Annotated in this window: 21 protein-coding genes; 8 read left to right on the top strand and 13 right to left on the bottom strand. The window is 63.7% G+C overall.

What is annotated here, in order from left to right:
- Positions 1–36 precede the first annotated feature (36 nt).
- Positions 37–516, bottom strand: a complete 480-nt coding sequence (locus M2427_RS24390; RefSeq protein WP_280709294.1) for a hypothetical protein — start codon at positions 514–516, stop codon at positions 37–39.
- A 245-nt stretch (positions 517–761) separates the two neighbouring features.
- On the opposite strand from M2427_RS24390, the gene M2427_RS24385 reads away from it, so the two are divergent.
- The gene (locus M2427_RS24385) at positions 762–2417 is read left to right on the top strand and encodes a fumarate hydratase (protein ID WP_280709293.1); all 1656 of its coding nucleotides are present in this window, start codon (positions 762–764) and stop codon (positions 2415–2417) included.
- A gap of 136 nt (positions 2418–2553) precedes the next feature.
- On the opposite strand, the gene M2427_RS24380 is transcribed toward M2427_RS24385, so the two are convergent.
- The 5 genes from M2427_RS24380 to M2427_RS24360 all read right to left on the bottom strand — a co-directional run bounded on the left by M2427_RS24380 (position 2554) and on the right by M2427_RS24360 (position 6103).
- On the bottom strand, positions 2554–2850 hold the full coding sequence (locus M2427_RS24380; protein WP_280709292.1) for a hypothetical protein: 297 nt from the start codon (positions 2848–2850) through the stop codon (positions 2554–2556).
- 108 nt (positions 2851–2958) lie between these two features.
- Positions 2959–3513, bottom strand: a complete 555-nt coding sequence (locus M2427_RS24375; RefSeq protein ID WP_280709291.1) for a septation protein IspZ — start codon at positions 3511–3513, stop codon at positions 2959–2961.
- 13 nt (positions 3514–3526) lie between these two features.
- Positions 3527–4102 carry a hypothetical protein gene (locus tag M2427_RS24370; RefSeq protein ID WP_280709290.1) on the bottom strand — a complete coding sequence of 192 codons (576 nt, stop codon included), beginning with the start codon at positions 4100–4102 and terminating at the stop codon, positions 3527–3529.
- 76 nt (positions 4103–4178) lie between these two features.
- Complete coding sequence (locus tag M2427_RS24365) at positions 4179–4661, bottom strand: MAPEG family protein (protein WP_280709289.1); 483 nt, start codon at positions 4659–4661, stop codon at positions 4179–4181.
- 44 nt (positions 4662–4705) lie between these two features.
- Positions 4706–6103 (bottom strand): carotenoid oxygenase family protein, encoded by a 1398-nt coding sequence (locus M2427_RS24360; RefSeq protein ID WP_280709288.1) that lies wholly within the window; start codon positions 6101–6103, stop codon positions 4706–4708.
- A 106-nt stretch (positions 6104–6209) separates the two neighbouring features.
- Between M2427_RS24360 and M2427_RS24355 the strand changes: the two genes are divergently transcribed.
- Positions 6210–6932 carry a WHG domain-containing protein gene (locus M2427_RS24355; protein ID WP_280709287.1) on the top strand — a complete coding sequence of 241 codons (723 nt, stop codon included), beginning with the start codon at positions 6210–6212 and terminating at the stop codon, positions 6930–6932.
- Between the two features lie 174 nt (positions 6933–7106).
- A complete protein-coding gene (locus M2427_RS24350; protein WP_280709285.1) occupies positions 7107–7670 on the top strand; it encodes an SET domain-containing protein in 564 nt (187 codons plus the stop codon).
- Between the two features lie 60 nt (positions 7671–7730).
- Here the strand turns inward: M2427_RS24350 and M2427_RS24345 are convergent, their stop codons facing one another.
- Together M2427_RS24345 and M2427_RS24340 are read right to left on the bottom strand one after the other, a co-directional pair.
- Positions 7731–8129: a hypothetical protein gene (locus M2427_RS24345; protein ID WP_280709284.1), complete on the bottom strand. Its 399-nt coding sequence runs from the start codon at positions 8127–8129 to the stop codon at positions 7731–7733.
- A 35-nt stretch (positions 8130–8164) separates the two neighbouring features.
- Positions 8165–8395 (bottom strand): hypothetical protein, encoded by a 231-nt coding sequence (locus M2427_RS24340; protein WP_280709283.1) that lies wholly within the window; start codon positions 8393–8395, stop codon positions 8165–8167.
- 100 nt (positions 8396–8495) lie between these two features.
- Between M2427_RS24340 and M2427_RS24335 the strand changes: the two genes are divergently transcribed.
- Both M2427_RS24335 and M2427_RS24330 read left to right on the top strand, forming a co-directional pair.
- Positions 8496–9317 (top strand): helix-turn-helix transcriptional regulator, encoded by an 822-nt coding sequence (locus M2427_RS24335; protein ID WP_280709282.1) that lies wholly within the window; start codon positions 8496–8498, stop codon positions 9315–9317.
- A 67-nt stretch (positions 9318–9384) separates the two neighbouring features.
- Positions 9385–10050, top strand: coding sequence for a DsbA family oxidoreductase (locus M2427_RS24330; protein ID WP_280709281.1), 666 nt, complete (start codon positions 9385–9387; stop codon positions 10048–10050).
- Here M2427_RS24330 and M2427_RS24325 read toward each other — a convergent pair.
- From M2427_RS24325 to M2427_RS24305, 5 genes are all read right to left on the bottom strand, one after another.
- The gene (locus M2427_RS24325) at positions 10028–11221 is read right to left on the bottom strand and encodes a GNAT family N-acetyltransferase (RefSeq protein ID WP_280709280.1); all 1194 of its coding nucleotides are present in this window, start codon (positions 11219–11221) and stop codon (positions 10028–10030) included. The two genes, M2427_RS24330 and M2427_RS24325, sit on opposite strands and share 23 nt — an antisense overlap.
- 156 nt (positions 11222–11377) lie before the next feature.
- Complete coding sequence (ccoG, locus tag M2427_RS24320) at positions 11378–12817, bottom strand: cytochrome c oxidase accessory protein CcoG (RefSeq protein WP_280709279.1); 1440 nt, start codon at positions 12815–12817, stop codon at positions 11378–11380.
- A gap of 38 nt (positions 12818–12855) precedes the next feature.
- Positions 12856–13059, bottom strand: coding sequence for a DUF2892 domain-containing protein (locus tag M2427_RS24315; RefSeq protein ID WP_280709277.1), 204 nt, complete (start codon positions 13057–13059; stop codon positions 12856–12858).
- Between the two features lie 13 nt (positions 13060–13072).
- Positions 13073–13516 (bottom strand): thioredoxin TrxC, encoded by a 444-nt coding sequence (trxC, locus tag M2427_RS24310; RefSeq protein ID WP_280709276.1) that lies wholly within the window; start codon positions 13514–13516, stop codon positions 13073–13075.
- Positions 13513–14799 (bottom strand): FAD-dependent oxidoreductase, encoded by a 1287-nt coding sequence (locus M2427_RS24305; RefSeq protein ID WP_280709275.1) that lies wholly within the window; start codon positions 14797–14799, stop codon positions 13513–13515. The genes trxC and M2427_RS24305 overlap by 4 nt, the downstream gene beginning before the upstream one ends.
- 115 nt (positions 14800–14914) lie before the next feature.
- Between M2427_RS24305 and M2427_RS24300 the strand changes: the two genes are divergently transcribed.
- The 3 genes from M2427_RS24300 (at position 14915) to M2427_RS24290 (ending at position 19564) form a co-directional block, all read left to right on the top strand.
- Positions 14915–15214, top strand: coding sequence for a metalloregulator ArsR/SmtB family transcription factor (locus M2427_RS24300; RefSeq protein WP_280709273.1), 300 nt, complete (start codon positions 14915–14917; stop codon positions 15212–15214).
- A gap of 103 nt (positions 15215–15317) precedes the next feature.
- Positions 15318–16343 (top strand): efflux RND transporter periplasmic adaptor subunit, encoded by a 1026-nt coding sequence (locus tag M2427_RS24295; protein ID WP_280709340.1) that lies wholly within the window; start codon positions 15318–15320, stop codon positions 16341–16343.
- Complete coding sequence (locus M2427_RS24290) at positions 16340–19564, top strand: efflux RND transporter permease subunit (protein WP_280709272.1); 3225 nt, start codon at positions 16340–16342, stop codon at positions 19562–19564. The genes M2427_RS24295 and M2427_RS24290 overlap by 4 nt, the downstream gene beginning before the upstream one ends.
- Positions 19565–19566: the final 2 nt, after the last annotated feature.

Raw genomic sequence — 19566 nt, 5'->3', positions numbered from 1 at the left:
CGACGCAAGGACGGAATGTGTGGCGGGCAGCCCGGCCTACTCGTCCTTCGGCCGCGTGACCGTAATCGCGGCTTCGGTCTTGGTTCGCGTGCATTCCATGTTGAGGCGTTTGTAGCGCATCGTGATCTTGTCGCCGCGCAACAGGCCCATGCGCTTCAGGCAGCGCGAGGCCCCGGTCGTGGTGTCGTCCTTCGTCACCGTGAAGATGATCGCAGCTGCGGAGGCCACGAGATCATAGAACTGCGGCGCCGGCTTGCGGTCGCCCTTGGCGTAGAGCTCGTTCGAATAGGCCGCGCCTTGCGCGCGGCAGCCGAGCGACAGCTCTTTCGCCGCCGGGTGGGTGAGGTAGATGATGTTGGCGGCCTTGAAGTTGACCTTCAGCCCGTCGATGCCGCCGGCGAGCTGCTTGGCGATGTCGTCGCACTGATCCGCGCGCGCAGGCGCAGGCAGCGTCACAAGGCCGATGATTGCGGCGGCGACAACAATCGCGCCGCGGAGGTGCAGTCTAGAAATCATGATGAAAGCCCCTTGAGGGCGTGCATTCAACCGTCGCCGCGCGCGAAGCGCAAGGGGTGCAACCTTGCTTCATTGGGTACAGCCGCGACCACCGGCTGATCGAAGGAGGGGACCGCAAAATGGCCGCCGGGCAGCCAAATCGGGATGCCCCGGCCCCGCCGGAACGCCTTCCCTTTGCGGCAAAAAAGCTTAGAACGCTTCTATGCTTAGAGGCCCGCGAGGGCTGCAAAACCCGAGATCGCCCCATGAACGCTCCCACCGCATTCCCCGACCAGTCCAAGCCCGTTCCGCCCTACAAGCACACCCCGCTGTTCCCGCTGGGCAAGGACGAGACGCCCTACAAGAAGATCACGTCCGAGGGCGTGCGGGTCGAGAAGGTTCTGGGCAAGGACATGTTGGTGGTGTCGCGCGAGGCACTTCGCGCGCTGTCCGAAGCGGCTTTCGGCGACATCAATCACTATCTGCGCCCAGGCCATCTGAAGCAGCTCCGCGCGATCCTGGAAGACGACGAGGCGAGCCCGAACGACAAATTCGTGGCGCTGGATTTTTTGAAGAACGCCAACATCGCCGCGGGCGGCGTGCTGCCGATGTGCCAGGACACCGGCACCGCGATCATCATGGGCAAGAAGGGCTGCAACGTCATCACCGATGGTGACGACGAGGCGGCGCTGTCGGAAGGCGCCCGCGACGCTTATCTCCGCCGCAATCTCCGCTACTCGCAAGTGGCGCCGCTCTCGATGTACGAGGAGAAGAACACCGCCAACAACATGCCGGCGCAGTGCGAGATCTACGCCGAGGGCGATGACGCCTACAAGTTCATGTTCATGGCCAAGGGCGGCGGCAGCGCCAACAAGAGCTTCTTGTTCCAGGCGACGCCTTCCGTCCTGACCAAGGACCGGCTGCTCGCGTTCCTGAAGGAGAAGATCCTCACCCTCGGCACCGCCGCGTGCCCGCCCTATCACCTCGCCATCGTCATCGGCGGCACCTCGGCCGAGCTCTGCATGAAGACCGTGAAGCTGGCCTCGGCCCGCTATCTCGATGCGCTGCCGACCCACGGCTCGCCTGACGGCAACGCCTTCCGCGACGTCGAGATGGAGAAGGAAATCCACAAGATGACGCAAAGCTTGGGAGTAGGCGCGCAGTTCGGAGGCAAATATTTTTGCCACGACGTCCGCGTCATCCGCATGCCGCGTCACGGTGCTTCGCTGCCGATCGGGCTTGGCGTGTCCTGCTCGGCCGACCGCCAGGTGCTCGGCAAGATCACCAAGGATGGCGTCTATCTCGAGGAGCTCGAGCACAATCCCGCGCAATATCTGCCGCAGGTCGAGCAGTCGCTCGGCGGCGAGGTCGTCAAGATCGACCTCAACCAGCCGATGAAAGACATTCTGGCGACGTTCTCGAAGCACCCGATCAAGACCCGCGTCTCGATGACCGGTACCATGATCGTCGCGCGCGACAGCGCGCATGCCAAGCTGCGCGAGCGGCTGGAGAAGGGCGAGCCGCTGCCCGATTATTTCAAGAACCATCCGGTCTACTACGCCGGTCCGGCCAAGACGCCCGAAGGCTACGCCTCCGGCGCGTTCGGCCCGACCACCGCGGGCCGCATGGATTCCTTCGTCGACCAGTTCCAGGCCGCCGGCGGCTCGATGGTGATGGTGGCGAAGGGTAACCGCGCGCCGGCCGTACGCGAAGCCTGCAAGAAATATGGCGGCTTCTATCTCGGCTCGATCGGTGGTGCGGCGGCGAACCTCGCCGAGCACTGCATCAAGAAGGTCGAGGTGCTCGAATATCCCGAGCTTGGCATGGAAGCGATCTGGCGCATCGAAGTCGTCGACTTCCCGGCGTTCATCATCATCGATGACAAGGGCAACGACTTCTTCAAGGAGCTCAATCTGGGCTGAGGCTGTTCCGATGTAGTCATTCCGGGGCGCGCGTAGCGCGAGCCCGGAATCCATCGGGCTTCAACGTGGTGGAAGAATGGATTCCGGGCCTGCATGCTGCGCATGCATCCCGGAATGACATTGAGGTGGAGTAGCCTTACGCCCGCGCCCCGGTGAACGGGAAGCTGCCCATGGGGCCGATGCCCATTTCGCCGTTGATGTTGTTGCCGGAGACGGTGCCGGTGAACTCGAGCGTCAGCGGCATCGGGTTGGTGATCGAGACTTTCCAGGCCACGCTGTCGCCGTTGACGGTGCCGTCAAAGATCTCGGCGCTGTTGCCTTCCGCGCCCTGCGTGCCCGTAAGCGTGCCACCTTCGGCCTTCAGGCTCAGCGTCGCCTGGCGTTCGCCCATCGGCGTCGTCATGGTCAGATTCCAATTGCCGTCCACGGCCATTCGCGTCTCCCGAACACTGTCCCGGCGGATTGCGACGATCCGCAACCCATCCTGGGCCGAGCCTATAGCGCAACTCGAAGCCGCTGCCTAACCCGACGTGAGCGGCCATCAAGCGCGGGCAGCGGCGCGCCGGCGGCTGGTCACGACCAGCCGAAACACCACGTATTGAACGGCAAAGGCCAAAACCTTGGCGCCGCCCGCGACCGCCGAGATGTAGAACGCCCACAGCTTCAGATCGCCGGTGGCAGCGACCGCGATCGTGCCGGCGCCGAGCGCGAACATCAGCACGGCCCAGGCGTAGCCCGCAGCGGTGACATATTCCGGCGCGGTCTCGACCACCATCGGCGGCATGTAGCGCAGCATCCAGCCGCGCTTGAGCATGATCGCGCCGATCGCGAAATGCGCGACCGCAGGCTTTGCCAGCATGAAGCGCGGATCGTTGGTCAGCAGGGTGACCGACCCGAGCACGATGACAAGCGCCAGGCTCGCATAGGCCATGTAGCCGAGCTCGCGCCCCTTGACGCGGGCGTAGATCACCTGCGCGATCGCTCCGGCAATGGCCACCGACGTCGCCAGGATGACGTTGTCGGTGATCAGATAGATCGCCAGGAAGACGATGGCCGACAGGAAGTCGGAGGCGAGGCGGGCGAATACGTCCTTCATGATCGGTCCTGTCTCACTTGGCTTCGGGCAGCGCGCCGGCGGGCGCACCATACTTGATCTGGCGATATTCGGGATACCATTTGGTGAAATAGATCGCGCTGTTGCGGGCGGCGAAGGCGACCGCAAGGCCCGACCAGACCGGCAGGCCCGGGAAATAGAGCAGCACGATGTTGGCGGCCATCATCAGCAGGGCGGCTACGGTCCATGCAGCGGTGATCATGTAATTGGCGGTGAGGAAACCGGGCATCGCCGCGGTCTCGGCCGGAACGTTCTCGATCCCATATTGCAGCGTGAAGGGGCGGCGCGCCAGCATCGAGCCGAGCGAAATCACGAAGATGCCGATATCGACCGAGAGCTTGACGGCGAGCGGGCTGAGTGTCGGGTCGAAGAATGCGAGATAGAGGCCGATGCCTGCGAACAGGATCGCGGAGCCCGCGGCCAGGACCTTCACCGAGCGGCCACGCGCAACATCGATCGCGATCGTGGCGAGACAGATTACGGATCCCGCGAACACGGCGACCATGGCCGAGGTCATGAACATCAGGAAGGTGTAGACGCCGTAGGGGGCAAGGATCAGGAAGATCGTCATGGTCGCCTCGGTCGCATTCAATCTTTACGATGTAAAGATCAATAGGTCGGGGCGGCGACAGGGTCAAGCAAAATCTTTACAGTGTCAAAATGACGTGAATGACTTCTAAAAATTGAATGGTTGCAATGGCTTGGTCGGCGATTTCATCGGCGAATGTGGCCCAGGGCAGGCGCGACAGGATGGTCAGCGCACAGGTGATCAGGAGGCCGATGGTGAGGAAGATGCTGCCGCCGCGGCCGATGACGAACCGCAGCGAGCCCGGTGTTGCGTACATCCCGATCGGATGCAGCAGCCGCGACAACACGAGCGCTCCCATCAGCACATGAACGCGTGAGCTGGACGCGCCGGACATTTCGAGCAGCGCGACCATGAGCGCGATGATGGGGACGTATTCCATGAAGTTGCCATGGGCGCGGATCGCGCGGCGCAGGTTTTCGTTGCCGCCATCGCTGAACGGCGCGTTGCTGCTCCGTCGCAGCCGGATGACCTCGAGCGCGAGCGCGGCGTAGATCAGCGCCAGGACGGCGAGATAATTCGCGGTGATCGAAGGCATGTGCATGCGAGATCTCCCTTGCAACGCACCACGGACTGCGGAGGTGGGAGCTAGGCTGCTCCCACCCAATTGCCGTGAAAGCCGTCGGGCACGCGATGGCCGAGCTGCACCAGCGCCGCAGGGCCGGCTTCGATGTCGGTGGCGTTGAACACGGCAAGGTCGCTGCGGTTCTCCCGCGCGCGCCAGACCACCGCCAGCAGCCAGCCGTCGCCTTCCGCCGCGCCCTTCGATCGCTCGACGAACACAGGCTCGGAGATGGTGTCGCCCGTCGGCAGCAGATATTGGCCGAGCCGCTTGCCGGTGCCGTCGACATGGACGATGCCGGACAGCGCGCCGAACATCGGTGCCTTCGGATTGGCGCAGGCGTACCAGCCGTGACGGCTCTTCAAGCCGGCGCGGCGATCGTCGATGCGCGGGAACTCTCCGGTGAGATCGTCGAGATAAGTCTGCTGGAAGCGGTCGGTATTGCCGGAGAGATCGAAAGTCCAGCGACAGTGCCGGGCGCGCGATTTCTCCGGATCCGAGGGCCGGCCGTCCGGATGCGGAAACAGCGGCGCTTCCTCGAATTGCATGACGTCGGCGATGATGCGGCCCTCGTCCTCCCAGGCGTTCATGACATGGAAGACGTAGCAGGCTTCAGCACGAAACCAGACGATCTCCTTCGTTGTGCCGTTGCGCTCCATCACGCCGACATAGGCGCCTTTCTCGGGCTCCCAGGCATAGGGCGGCTTGCCGCTCATCGCGCGCTCCATGCTGCCGGTGATCGGCAGGATCGGAAACAGCACATAGTTTTCGGTGACGATGAAGTCGTGCACCATGCTGGCATAGGGCGTCTCGAAACGTTCGAAGCGCGTCACCTTTCCGCCCGCGTCAATCGATCCGTAGGAGAGGGCAGGTGTCAGCGGGCCCGCCGCATTGTAGCCGAAGAACACCAGCTCGCCTGTCACAGGATCGACCTTCGGGTGCGCGGTGAAGGCGCCGGCGATGCGGCTCTGATAATTGCAATATCCGCGTGTTGCCAGCGTGCCGGGCTCGATCTCGGTTGGCAGATGCCCCTCTTCGAGCGCTAGCAGCTTGCCGGCATGGAAGACGATGTTGGTGTTGGCGACGCCGCCGTCGGTGAGGTTTTGCGGCGCATCCGGCAGCTTGCGGCCGAAGCCGCCGAACAGTGCGCGGCCGGCATCGTGCTCGGCGAGCCATTTCGGCGTGCGGACCCAGCGGTTGCGGTAGGAGGCGCGGCCGTTCTCCAGGTGGAAGGCGTGCAACATGCCGTCGCCGACGAACCAGTGCGCGCCGGGCGAATCGAACTGCGGATTGGGACCGTTGCGGTAGAGCGTGCCGTTCAACTCGCGCGGCAATTCGCCGATGATCTTGAGGAAAGGCGCGTCCGCCTCGAACGGAATCGGCGCGATATTGTTGCGGCGCTCGGCGATGGCGTCCTGCTGCACGGCGTATCCCTCCTTATCTTTACATCGTAAAGATGCCATAGGGCCAAGCGCGACTTCCGTCAAGTGAAATCTTTACACTGTCAATATTGCGTCATATAGCTTGTAAATGGCCAAGATCAACACCAAGGGCGAAACGGCGCGTAGCCCGCGCAGCCCCAAAAAGACATCACAGGCATCTCGTCCCGCGCGCCGCCCGGCAGCTGCGAAGACCGAGACGCCCTATCACCACGGCGCCTTGCGCGAGGCGCTGCTTCAGGCGGCCGAGCGGGTGCTGGAGCGCGACGGGCTCGCCGGCTTGACGCTGCGCGCGGTGGCGCGCGAGGCGGGCGTCTCGCATGCCGCGCCGACCCATCATTTCGGTGATCTCACCGGCCTCGTCAGCGAACTGGCGGCGATCGGCTTCCGCCAATTCAACGCCGCAATGGCCTCGGCCTGCGATGAGGCTACCTCGCCGCTGGAGCGCGCCTTGGCCCGGCCCAAGGCCTATGTCGCCTATGCCCAGGCGCATCCCGGCATGTACGGCCTGATGTTCCGCACCGAGCGGCTCGACTATTCCAGGCCCTCGCTGCACGAGGCCGCAGAATCCTCCTTTGCCGGGCTTGCCAATGCCATCGGCGCGCTGCGGCAGGAGCCGATCAGCGGCGACGCGCTGACAATCGAGCAGGGCGCCGCGATCGCACGGGCCTGGTCGATGGTGCACGGCTTCACCATGCTGCTGCTCGACGGGCGGCTCGAGGATATTCTGGAGCGGTTGCCGGCAGGTACAACGGCCGAGCAGCTTCTGGAAGCGATCCTGAAGTCGACGGTGGCGGCGAAGTTTCCAACCTAATGTGACAGGCACCATGACGTCGCCTGCAACCTGCGGAACTCGATCAATCGCCATCTTCACTGTGGGCAAGCACAAAACGCAGTTCGGATAGGCCTGACAGCGGCGCGGAATCGTTCTAGAAGAGCGGCTTCGCTTGGGCATAAGGCCCAGTTCGCGTCCTCATTTCTCTCGATCATGCCAGATATAGCTCCCCGCAAAGCCTATCGCGTCGGCAAGTCCAAGACCGGACTTGGCCTTTTCGCCACCATGCCGATCAAGAAGGGCACAAGGATCATCCGTTATTTCGGACCGATCCTGGATTCGCGGATCCCCGCGCACGACGAGATCGAGAACAAATATCTGTTTGAGCTCAACAACCGCTGGACCATTGACGGCTCGGTGCGCAAGAACCTCGCCCGCTACATCAACCACTCCTGCCGGCCGAACGCCGAATCCGACGTGCGCCCGCGCGAGCGCAAGGTGTTCATCCGCGCGATCAAGAACATCGAGCCGGGCGACGAGATCAACTACGATTACGGCACCGACTATTTCAAAGCCTATCTGAAGCCGATCGGCTGCAAGTGCCCCTCCTGCGAAGCCAAGCGTAAGAAGCAGCGCGCCGAGGCCCGTGCCGAACGTGCCAAGGTGAAAGCACGCGCAGAGCGTAAGGCCGAGAAGGCGGGCACCAAGGGCACAAAGGCCGCCAAAAAGAAATTCAACGGCCATGCCGTTGGCAAGAAAAGTCGCGCGCGGGCGTAACCCGCGCGCCTTTGGCTCCGTAATCGTGCCCTGAACGCGGTGCATGCAGGCGTGGGGCGGTCACGCAGCCACCACGCTCCCGCTCTTCCGCAAGCCCACATATTGCAGCTCGGCGAACACGCCGGTCGCGATCGCCTGCGCCACGACCATGAGCTCGCCGGCAAGGTTCGGCGATACCGCGCCCGAGAACAGCAGCGCGATGCTGCCCACCGTCCAGGCGGCGTTACCGACCACGACCAGCAGCACGAGCGGCTTCGGCATGACCGTGCGCGAGGCGAGCCAGCCGACCAGTGCGGTGTAGGCGATCAGGAACAGACCGGTTTCGCGCAACAGCGCCTCGGGCAGGTTGAACATTGTCGCGAACGCGCCGGCGCCGAAGGTGAAGCCGAGTGCGGCAACACCGCTGAAGACGGCGTCCGCGAGCAGGGCGCGGCGCAGGAAGGTGGATGCGTCGATCATCGTCATTCTCCATGGTTGGTTGGACGCGGGTAAACTCAATGCAGTCCACGCCTCCAGGCGCGGAGCAGGCGGGCGAGGCGGAACAGGCCGAGGCTTCTGCCGACGCTGTGCTCGAAGGCCGTCACCTGCGCGACGACATAGTCGCCGCTCGAATGCACCAGCGGCTCGGGCATGTTGAGCCCGCGCGCCAGCATCCGGGTCGCGAAGGTCACGGCCCAGGGCAGGATGTGGTCGGCGACGGTCCGGTAGAGCAGCAACGCGATCATGGTCATCTCCTGTCGTGACCGAAGATGCGCTGCTGCAGGGCCCAATTCGATTACCTCGGGGGTAATGGATGGGCTGAAACGTGCGTGGTAGGTTTTGGCCATGAACGCACATGCATCCACGGCCCAGGCCGAACGCAGTCAGCCGGTCCATATCGGCGATCATTTGCGCGAATGGCGGCAGCGCCGCCGCAAGAGCCAGCTCGATCTCGCGGGCGAGGCGGAGATTTCCGCGCGGCACCTGAGCTTCGTCGAGACCGGCCGCGCCGCGCCGTCGCGCGACATGGTGCTGCGGCTCGCCGAGCGCCTTGATGTGCCCTTGCGTGAACGCAACGTGCTGCTGGTCGCCGCTGGCTTTGCGCCCGCGTTTCCGCAGCGTCCGCTGGAGGATCCCGCCTTGAAGTCAGCTCGTCAGGCGATCGACCTCGTCCTCAGAGCCCACGAGCCCAATCCGGCGCTGGCCTATGACCGGCACTGGAACCTGGTCTCCGCCAACCGCATGGTGGCGCCACTACTCGCCGGCGTTCCCGAACGGCTGCTCGGACAGCCCTTCAACATTCTGCGGCTCGCCTTTCATCCGGAGGGACTGGCGCCGCGCACGGTCAATCTGGGGGAGTGGTGCGCGCATCTGCTCGAGCGCTTGCACCGGCAATGCGAGGCGACGGCCGATCCGGAGCTGATCAAGCTCTATCACGACCTCAAGAGCTATCCCATTCCGGCGCGCTCGGGGCCGCTGTCGGGCGACAATGTCGCGATCCCCTTCAAGCTGCGCCAGGACGGGGAGATACTCAGTTTCTTCTCCACCACCATGGTGTTCGGTACGCCGGTCGACATTACGCTGTCCGAACTGGCGCTGGAGACGTTCTTTCCCGCCGACGAACGCACCGCCGAGCGGCTCAGGCAGATGGCCGCAGCCATGAACTAGTACCCTTGCCTCGGTGCTGGTTCGGCTTATCTTGGGCCAAACCCGCTTCGCCCGAAGGAGGCGCCCCATGAGCACCCTCAAACCGCTCCAGATCGATGTCGTCTCCGACGTGGTGTGCCCCTGGTGCTACATCGGCAAGCACCGGATCGAGAGTGCGCTCGCGCTCGTGCCCGACGTTCCGGTCAAGCTGAACTTCCGTCCGTTCTTCCTCAATCCCTGGGTGCCGCGCGAGGGCATCAGCCGCGAGGACTACCTCACCACCAAGTTCGGCTCTGTGGAGGCCTACAAGGGCATCGCAGGCCGCGTGGTCGCGGCGGCAAGCGAAGAGGGCCTCGTCTACAAGCCTGAGCTGGTCGCGCGCCAACCCAACACCACCGACTGCCATCGTCTGATCCTGTGGGCCGAAGCGATCGGCAAGGCGCCCGAGATGAAGCAGCGCCTGATGGAGCTCTACTTCCGCGACGGCGGCGATCTCACCGATGTGAATGTGCTGGTCCAGGCGGCCGCCGATGTCGGCCTCGATGCCGACGACGTGCGCAAGCGCCTCGTCACCGACGAGGACGTCGCGCGCGTGTCGGCCGATGCGCAGGAGGCCGCCGAGAAGGGTATCTCCGGCGTGCCGACCTATGTCTTCGCCCAGAAATATGCGGTATCAGGCGCGCAGGATCCGAACCTGCTCGCCCGCGCCATCCGCCAGGTGTCGGCGGAGATCAACGCGCAAGCGGCGGAGTAGCGTCGCGCTGTTTGCGGAACCGGTGGATCGCGCGGCGCGCGACCTCGCGTGCATGGGCACGCGCGATCAGCGCCCCGTGAATCAGAGCCACCACCGGATCGTGTCGCCGCAGCGGAATCAGCACGTCCCCAATCGCGAGGCGGCCGCGCCAGATCGGGTTGATCATGGGATGGTCGGCGCTCGCGGTGGAATCCGCGCTCGCAATAGTGGGGTCGGCGCAGAGATGGCGCGTCAGATCGAGTGTGAGCTGCACGCCCGGTGAATATTTTGCGAAGCGCTCGTCGATGCCGAGCTTGAAGAAGAAGGCACGATCCTGGTGGCGCAGCACGATACCCGCGGCCACCGGCGTCGCGCCGGCGTGCAAGCTGACGATCTCGCACTGCGCGGTCTCGGCGAGGGCCGGCACGGCGCGGCGAATAAAGGTCGCATCGCCTGCATCCTGAACCAGCGCGGTGCCGCGCCTGCCTTTCCAGCCGCTGGCTTCGAGTTGCAGGAACGTTTCGAGCGCGGACTTGATTTCCTCCGGCTTGCGCGCGACGTCGAAGCTGATCGCGCCGTGTGCCTCCAGGCGATGACGTTGGCGACGCAGCTCCTTGAGCTTCTTGGCGCCGAGGGCGTCGTGCAGCAGCCTGTCGCCATCCTGCGTCGCATCGAGGCTGGCGCGGACATGGGAGCCGAGCATGCGCGGTTTCAGGCCGGCCCGGCCCAGCGCGTCGCTGAACGATCCCATCGCGGCGCCATCCAGCGCAACGTCGCGCAGGATCAGCGCGTGCGCGCCGGCCTCGCGTGCCCGCTGCAGCAGGCGCGTCGCCGCCTCGACTGATGTGTCGCGGTCGATCAAGGGGCTGCACAGCGTGCCATAGGGATGTGCGCTCACCAGCGCGGGCAGGGGTATCTTCCAGGCCTGCCAGAGCGATACGACCGGCATCAAGCCGATCAGCCGGGTCGAGGAGCCGGCGCCTACAGACAGGGCCGAGGCCCCAATACGGCCGCGAGCGGTTGCGCTGACGGCGAGTTCCCAGGCAGGCAAATAATAGCCGTTCGGCTCGACCGCGCGCTGCGCCAGTGCGCGCCATTGACCGGGCTCGATTGCCGTGAGCGGGACGAGCGCGGGCGTTGCATCCTTCTTCGATGCCGGATTGATCGCAGCCTGGTGCGCGATGTCGACCACGTCCCGTCGTCCCCGTTCCCGCTGGGCAAGAGCCGGCGTTATCAGGTCATGATTAGCGCAAAGATTGGAAAATACCGTTGGGACGCCGCTTCAATTCGAGTGGTATTGTTAACGTCTCATTGAGCATCAGGCCGGTACGCCGCCGGATGTTGAACGTCACTGGTCGCCCGGTATGAAGTGATCGCGGGCGCTTGCGTGTCCGCCACCGGCGGTGTCGGTGATAGCGATCTCGATGTCCCGAGATGTCTGTGGCACATGGGCCGCGCCGACCTGCACCGAGAGGCGGATCTCGCGGGTCTGATCCTGCCCGACCTCGACGACCGGCTTGTCGTCGGGGCCGGCTGCGATGCCGGCGACGCGAGCGGTCGCGCCTGGCAGGCCGGAGACTTCGAGCGCGAACGATCGCCCGACGCCCTTGTTGAGGATGCGCACGGTGTAGTCGTTGCGCACGCCGCCATCGGAAAGCTGGACGAACAGCGGATTGCGTTCATGCAGCACGTTGACGTCCATCGTCGCGCGCGTGGCGAGAGCATAGAGCATGATGCTGCCAACGACGGCGATGGACGCGGCATAGATCAGCGTTCGTGCGCGGACCAGGCGATAGACCGGTGCCTTGCCGTCACGGCGGCGCTGCATGTTGATGTCGGTGTCGTAACCGATCAGACCGGGGGGCCGGCCGATCTCGCGCATGATGTTGTCGCAAGCGTCGATGCAGAGACCGCACTGGATGCAGCCGAGCTGGATTCCGTGGCGGATGTCGACACCGGTCGGGCAGACATTGATGCATTGGTGGCAGTCGACGCAATCACCGGCGAGATCGCCATGGGCGCGGGCGGCGTCCGCCTTCTTCACTGACATGCGCGGCTCGCCGCGGTCGCGACGATATGTGACGTTGAGCGCCCACTCGTCGGTCAGCGCCGCCTGGATGCGCGGCCAGGGGCACATGTAGATGCAGGTCTGCTCGCGGGCGTGCCCGGCGAAGAGATAAGTCGTGCCGGTCAGGATGCCGATCCACAGGTAAGCGATGAACGGCGCTTGAAAAGTAGCGAGTTCCTTCACCAGCGTCGGTGCATCGGCAAAATACAATACCCATGCGCCGCCAGTCCACCAGGCGATCATGATCCAGAGAAAGTGCTTCAGCGCGACCTTGCGGACGTGATCGAACGTCCAGTAGCGCTTGTCGCCCTGCATGCGCTCACGCCGGTCGCCCTCGACCCAACGTTCAACGGCGTAGAACAGGTCGGTCCACACCGTCTGCGGGCACATGTAGCCGCACCACAGCCGGCCGGCGACCGCGTTCATCAGGAACAGCGTCATCGCCGCGATAATGAGGAGGCCCGTAAAATAATAGACCTCCTGCGGCCACAGCTCGATGAAGAAGAAATAGAAGCGGCGATGCGGAAGATCGATCAGGACGGCCTGATCGGGCAAACCGGGTCCACGATTCCAGCGCACGAATGGCAAAAGATAATAGGTTCCCAGCGTGATGCAGAGGATCGCCCATTTGATGCGGCGGAAAGGGCCGTGCACCGACTGCGGATACACCTTCCTGCGCTTTTCATAGAGCGGTCCCTCGATGAAGGTGTCGTCGGTCATGGCATATTCCCCCGCATCACAGGCTGCATCGGTGCGTACTACGAGAACGCGCAGCCGCCCCTTAGTCCGAGCTTCTTGAAGACGATCGCGGCCGGGCAGAAGCCGGTGAATGAGGCTTGGATCATGTTGAGACCGGCGAAGGCCGTCAGCAGGTACCAGTACGCATTCACATAGGTCCCCAGTGCGAGTCCGAGCAGGACGACACATCCCGCGAAGGCAAGAACGGCTTTATCGACATTCATGGCATGCTCCTCTTTATGAACGGGTCAGATAAGCTTCGGTCCACGCGACGATGCCGCGTGTATCCATGGCTCCGGAATGACGGGCGATCTCGCGGCCGCCATGCATCAGCAGCAGCGTTGGAATGCTGCTGATGTTGAGCCGCGACGACAACGCCGGCGCGCTGTCTGAATTCAGCTTCAACAGACGGACGCCGGGCTCGAGCGTTTGCGCCGCGCGCTCGAACATCGGGGCCATGGCGCGGCACGGTCCGCACCATGGCGCCCAGACGTCGACCAGCACAGGAATGTCGCTGCTGGTGACGTGGCGGCCAAAGGCCTCTTCATTCACTTCGATCGGGTGGCCGGTGAAGATCGGCTGATGACAAGCGCCGCAGCAAGCTGCTTCCGGCGCGCGCTCAGCGGGCAGGCGGTTGATGCGCCCGCAATGTCCGCAGACGATCTGGCGTGTCGCGCTCATGTACCCGTTCGAACCTCCTTGATCTTGGCGATGTTCAGCCTGTCGAGCAGGAAGCGCTCGTAGAACGGCTCGCTCTCGCCGCGCCGCATCTTGCGGAGGAAGTACTTCTCGAAGGCGACCTTGGCGTAATGAACCCACTCGCCCTTGGACGACCAATTGACGTTGCGCGGCGGAATTTGCGGCTGCGCGAGGAAGGCGACGCCGGAATCGCCGAAATCAGCGAGGCAGATCGCGTTCCAGGTCGGTTGCGCGGTCGGCGTCTTGCCGCGGAGCAGAGCGCCGATGTTCATCGCTGTCGCCGTCACCATGGATTCGATCATGAAGCCGGTCTTGGGGACGCCGACCGGCACCGGTGTCGCGCCGACGGGCGCAATTGCGACGCAGACGCCGACCGCGAAAACATTGGGAAAGGTCGGGTTCTGCTGATGTTTGTCGACGATGACGAAGCCGCGCGGGTTGGTCAGCTTCTCGATGCCGCGGACCGCCTCGACGCCGCGAAAGGCCGGCAGCATCATCGAATAGGCAAAAGGCAGGTCGTGCGCCTTGTGCGCCGTGCCGTTATCTGCAAGTTCCTCCACCGACATCAAGCCGGGACTAACGCTGTCGATACGGGCGTTCGTTATCCATTTGATGTGCTTCTCGCGCATCTCGCTTTCGAGAAGACCCTTGGTGTCGCCGACGCCATCGAGACCGAGATGGCCGATATAGGGCTCCGAGGTGACGAACGTCATCGGCACCCGGTCGCGCAGCTTTCGCCGGCGCAATTCGGTCTCGAGGATGAATAGGAATTCGTAGGCGGGCCCGAAACAAGAGGCGCCCTGGACCGCGCCGATCACGACGGGGCCGGGGTTTGCAGCAAGGATCTCGAACGCTTCCTTTGCAAGCGCCGCATGATCGACATGGCAGATGGACTGCGTGTAGCCCTGAGGTCCAAGCCCCGGGATTTCGTCGAAGGCGAGTTCGGGGCCGGTTGCGACGACGAGATAGTCGTAGTCGATGGACGTTCCATCGCCGAGCTCGATCCGGTTTTCGGCGGGATGGACGCGCTTGGCGCCTTGCGTCAGCAGGCGGACGCCTTTGCGCGACATGATCTCCCCGAGATCGATCTCGATCTCGTCGCGCTTGCGCCAGCCGACCGCCACCCACGGATTGGAGGGCACGAAATGATAGGTCGTGCCTTGTGCGACCAAGGTCAGGCGATCACCGCTTCTCAACTGCGGCAGCAATTCATAGGCCATCAGTGTTCCGCTCAGGCCGGCTCCGACTACGACAACTTCCGCCATGGGTTCCTCCGTTGGTTCAGGCAGCTCCGCCGGTTGAACTCCGGCCGTCGTGTGCCGCTTGACTATATATTCATAATATCGTATATACGCAAGTATGAAAATAGACAGCGAAGTCATGGAGCGCGCTGCCGATCAGGCGAGCGAATTGCTGAAGGCGCTCTCCAACCGTCACCGTCTTCTGATCATCTGCCAGCTGATCGACGGCGAGCGATCGGTCGGCGAGTTGGCAGAGTTCCTGAGTCTGCGGGACTCCACGGTCTCGCAGCATCTTGCGCTCCTTCGCAAGGATGGCTTGGTGTCATCGAGGCGGGATGCGCAGACAATCTTCTATTCGATAGCCAGCGAGCCGGCGCGCGAAATTCTGAAGACGCTTTATCAGGTGTTCTGCGCACCCAAGTCCGCAAGGACAAAATGAAGTCTAGGAAACGGCGTGCGGGCGCGCCTTGCGCAAGATCAACGCGCCTGCTTTCGATGTTGATGAAATGAAAAAACACCGCGATGCGGTTGTGAGCAAGCCGATGACGATAGAGATACGTCCCGTGCAACATGCAGCGCGATTTCTTGGGTTCCTGGTTGCGCTGGTGGTGATTGACGTTGCGCCGGGATACGCCACGGCCGCGGGAACGCTCACCGTGGCACAGCAGCCAGTTACCGACGAGAAGGCTGTCTTCGCCACCGTCGAAAGCATCAGCGTGGTCCCCGCACGCGGTCGCATCGGCGGAACCGTCGTCCAGCTCGCAGTGCGCGAAGGTGATCGCGTCACCGCCGGCCAGGCCATTGCCACCATCGGCGACGAAAAGCTCGTCCTGCAGATGAAATCGCTCGATGCACAGATCGAGGCGGTCCAAGCGCAGGCGAACCAGGCACAGCTCGACTTCACCCGGACGGAAGGGTTGGTCGAACGTGGCATCCTGCCGCGCGTCAAGCTCGACGAGCAGCGCACGGCGCTCAACGTCGCCGACAACGGCTTGCGCGCCAAGACCGCGGAGCGTGCCGTCATCAACGAGCAGCTCAATCAGGGCCAGGTGCTCGCGCCGGCGGATGGGCGGGTGTTGAAGCGGCTGATCACCGTGGGGTCGGTCGTGCTCGCCGGCGATCCGATCGTGACCGTGGCCCAGCAGAACTTCAAGCTGCGGCTGCGTGTGCCGGAGCGACACGCGCGCTTGCTGAAGGCTGGCGACAAGGTGCGCGTCGACGGTGCCGAGCTCGCTGGCGAGGCTTCGAAATGGGGCGTGATCGACCTCGTCTATCCGCAGATCGAGGAGGGGCGCGTCATCGCGGACGCGACCGTCGAGGGCTTGGGCGAGTATTTCGTCGGCGACCGCCTGCGGGTATGGATTTCTGGCGGCACGCGGCCGGCTTTCGTCGTCCCATCGAGCTATGTCACGACCCGTTTTGGTATCGACTACGTTCGGCTTCGGAAAGGTAACGACACGATCGACGTGCCGGTGCAACGCGGCCGCGACGTGCCGACGCCGGCGCTTCCCGATGGGTTAGAGATCCTGTCCGGCATTCGGGCCGGCGACCAGTTGGTGCAGCCGTGAATCTCGGACTTTCGGGACGGTTGACCAGGTCGACGATCGCATCGCCGCTGACGCCCTTGTTCCTGCTCGCTTCGCTCATCGTGGGGCTGATCGCCGTCGTGGTGATCCCGCGCGAGGAGGAACCTCAGATCAGCGTTCCCATGGTGGATATCCGGATCAACGCGGACGGCTTACGCGGACCGGATGCAGTGGAGTTGGTGACAAAGCCGCTGGAATCGATTGTCAAGGGCATCGACGGCGTCGAGCACGTCTATAGCCAGACCGAGGACGACCGCGTGATGGTCACCGCGCGCTTCCTGGTCGGCACCAAGTTCGAGGACGCTATCCTGCGGGTGCATGAGAAGATCCGCGCCAATCTCGATCGGATTCCGGTCGGCATTTCCGAACCACTGATCGTTGGCAGGGGCATCAACGACGTTGCAGTGACTGTACTGACGCTATCGCCCAAGCCGGAAGCGGCCAGTCGCTGGACCGAGAAGGATCTTTACGAGCTCGCCGACAAGCTGCGCGCGGAGCTGATGAAGGTCGACGATATCGGCTTGACTTACATCTCCGGCGGCGCGGCGCAACAGATCCGGGTCGAGCCCGATCCCGAGAAGCTATCGCTGTTTGGGGTCACGCTGCAGCAGCTCGTTGCCAAGGTGAAGGATGCCAACCGCTCTTTCCTGGCCGGGCAGGTGAGAGATGCCGGCACGGTGCGGAGCGTCGCGGCCGGCCAGACGCTGTCCGGCGTGCCCGACATCGGATTGCTGCTCATCACGACTCGTGACGGTCGGCCGGTCTACGTCAAGGACGTTGCCTCTGTTGTCGTCGGTCCGAGCACCATTGAGCATCGCGTGTGGACGGACTCGCGGGACGCCGGCGGGCAGTGGGCGCGTACGCCTGCGGTCAGCCTGGCGCTGGCCAAGCGCGCCGGTGCCAATGCGGTTGTCGTGTCCGAGAATATCGCCAAGCGCCTCGACGGATTGAAGTCGCGCCTGATCCCCGAAGATGTCCAGGTGACGGTGACGCGCGACTATGGCGAGACGGCGAACGAGAAAGCCAACGAGTTGTTGTTTCATCTGGGGCTGGCGACGGTCTCGATCGTCGTCCTGATCGCGATCGCGATCGGCTGGCGCGAGGCTCTGGTAACCCTCGTCGTGATCCCGACGACGATCCTGCTGACGATGTTCGCCGCCAACCTGATGGGTTACACCATCAACCGCGTCAGCCTGTTCGCGCTGATCTTCTCGATCGGCATTCTCGTCGATGACGCTATCGTCGTGGTCGAGAATATCGCGCGGCATTGGGGAATGCGCGATGGCCGGCCGCGTTTGCAGGCGACCATCGAGGCGGTGGCGGAAGTCGGCAATCCAACCATCGTCGCCACGTTGACGGTCGTCGCCGCACTGTTGCCGATGCTGTTCGTGTCGGGCCTGATGGGTCCTTATATGGCGCCGATTCCGGCCAATGCGTCGGCAGCTATGCTGTTCTCGTTCTTTGTCGCGATGGTGGTGGCTCCTTGGCTGATGCTCAAGCTCGCGCCAAATGGCGAGGTTGCGCCGGCCCATGCGGCGCACGATGAGGGCCGGGTCGGTCGGATCTACCGACGCTTCGCAACGCCAATCGTGAGGAGCAAGCGATCCGCCTGGATATTCCTGCTCGGCGTCGGCATTGCGACGCTATTGTCGATGACGCTGTTTGCGACCAAGTCCGTGACGGTCAAGCTTCTGCCGTTCGACAACAAATCCGAAATCGCGGTGGTCGTCGACCTGCCGGAAGGAGCGAGCCTGGAGGCGACGGAGCGCACGTTGTTCGGTGCAGCCGAGATCGCGCGACAACTGCCGGAGGTCACCTCGCTGCAATCCTACGCCGGCACACCGGCTCCCTTCAATTTCAACGGTTTGGTACGGCACTATTACCTGAGGGAAAGACCCGAACTCGGGGAAGTGCAGGTCAACCTGACAGCGCGCGGCGAGCGTAAGCGCGCGAGCCACGAGATTGCGCTCGAGTTGCGCGAGAAACTGAAGGCACTCGATCCGCCCAGGGGCACCAGTATCAAGGTGGTCGAAGTGCCGCCCGGGCCGCCAGTGCTTTCGACCCTGCTTGCTGAGGTCTACGGTCCCGATGCGGCCACGCGCCGCGCGGTTAATGCCGAGCTCAGGAAGGTCTTCGCGGAAGTTCCGTTCATCGTCGATGTCGACGATTCCATCGGTGAGAGGCGGCCGCGGCTGCGACTCTCGATCGACCAGGACCGGCTCGAATTCTTCGGCGTCGAGCAGCGTGACGTCTACGACACCATCCAGGCGCTGTTCGGCGGCATTTCGATAGGCTATTCGCATCGCGGCGAGGACCGCAACCCGATCGAGATTGCGGTGCGTCTCGGCAAGAGCAACCTGGTCTGGGACGAGGCGTTGGCCTCAACGCCCGTGCCGGCCAATACACTGCCCGGCAGCAAGACAGTGGTCGAACTCGGCCAGGTCGTGAAGGCGACCATGGAAGAGGGCTCACCGACGATCTTCCGCCGCGATGGCCGCTTCGCCGACATGGTGATGGCCGAGCTTGCCGGGCGCTTCGAGGCCCCGCTCTACGGCATGCTCGCGGTCGCCGATCGCGTGGATGCCCATGACTGGGGCTCGCTGCCGAAACCGGCGATCGCCCTGCACGGTCAGCCGTCCGACGAGTCGCGGCCGACGCTGCTCTGGGACGGCGAATGGGAAATCACCTGGGTGACCTTCCGCGACATGGGGGCAGCGTTCGGCGCGGCGATCCTGGGCATCTACGTGCTGGTTGTTGCCCAGTTCAGGAGTTTTCGACTGCCGCTCGTGATCCTGACACCGATCCCGTTGACGCTGATCGGCATCCTGATCGGACATTGGTTGTTGGGTGCGCCGTTCACCGCGACTTCGATGATCGGATTCATCGCGCTGGCGGGAATCATTGTGCGCAACTCGATCCTGCTGGTCGACTTCATCAGGCACAGCGCCGGAGACGGCAAGTCGATCCGCGAGGTGGTGCTGGAGGCCGGCGCAGTTCGTTTCAAGCCAATCCTGCTCACGGCCCTTGCGGCCATGATCGGCGCCGCGACGATCCTGCTCGATCCGATCTTTCAGGGATTGGCGATCTCGCTCCTGTTCGGGCTCGCCTCGTCAACGCTGCTCACCGTTCTGGTGATTCCCGCAATTTATATGGCCTTGCGCGCGCCGCGCGAGGCGACTCCGACCACAGCCAAACCCAGCTAGCG

The sequence above is a fragment of the Bradyrhizobium sp. BR13661 genome, assembly GCF_029892425.1.
In the GTDB taxonomy this organism is placed as follows: domain Bacteria; phylum Pseudomonadota; class Alphaproteobacteria; order Rhizobiales; family Xanthobacteraceae; genus Bradyrhizobium.
The sequence above is the reverse complement of the archived record's forward strand: the minus strand, read 5'-3'. Positions and strand labels throughout refer to the sequence as shown.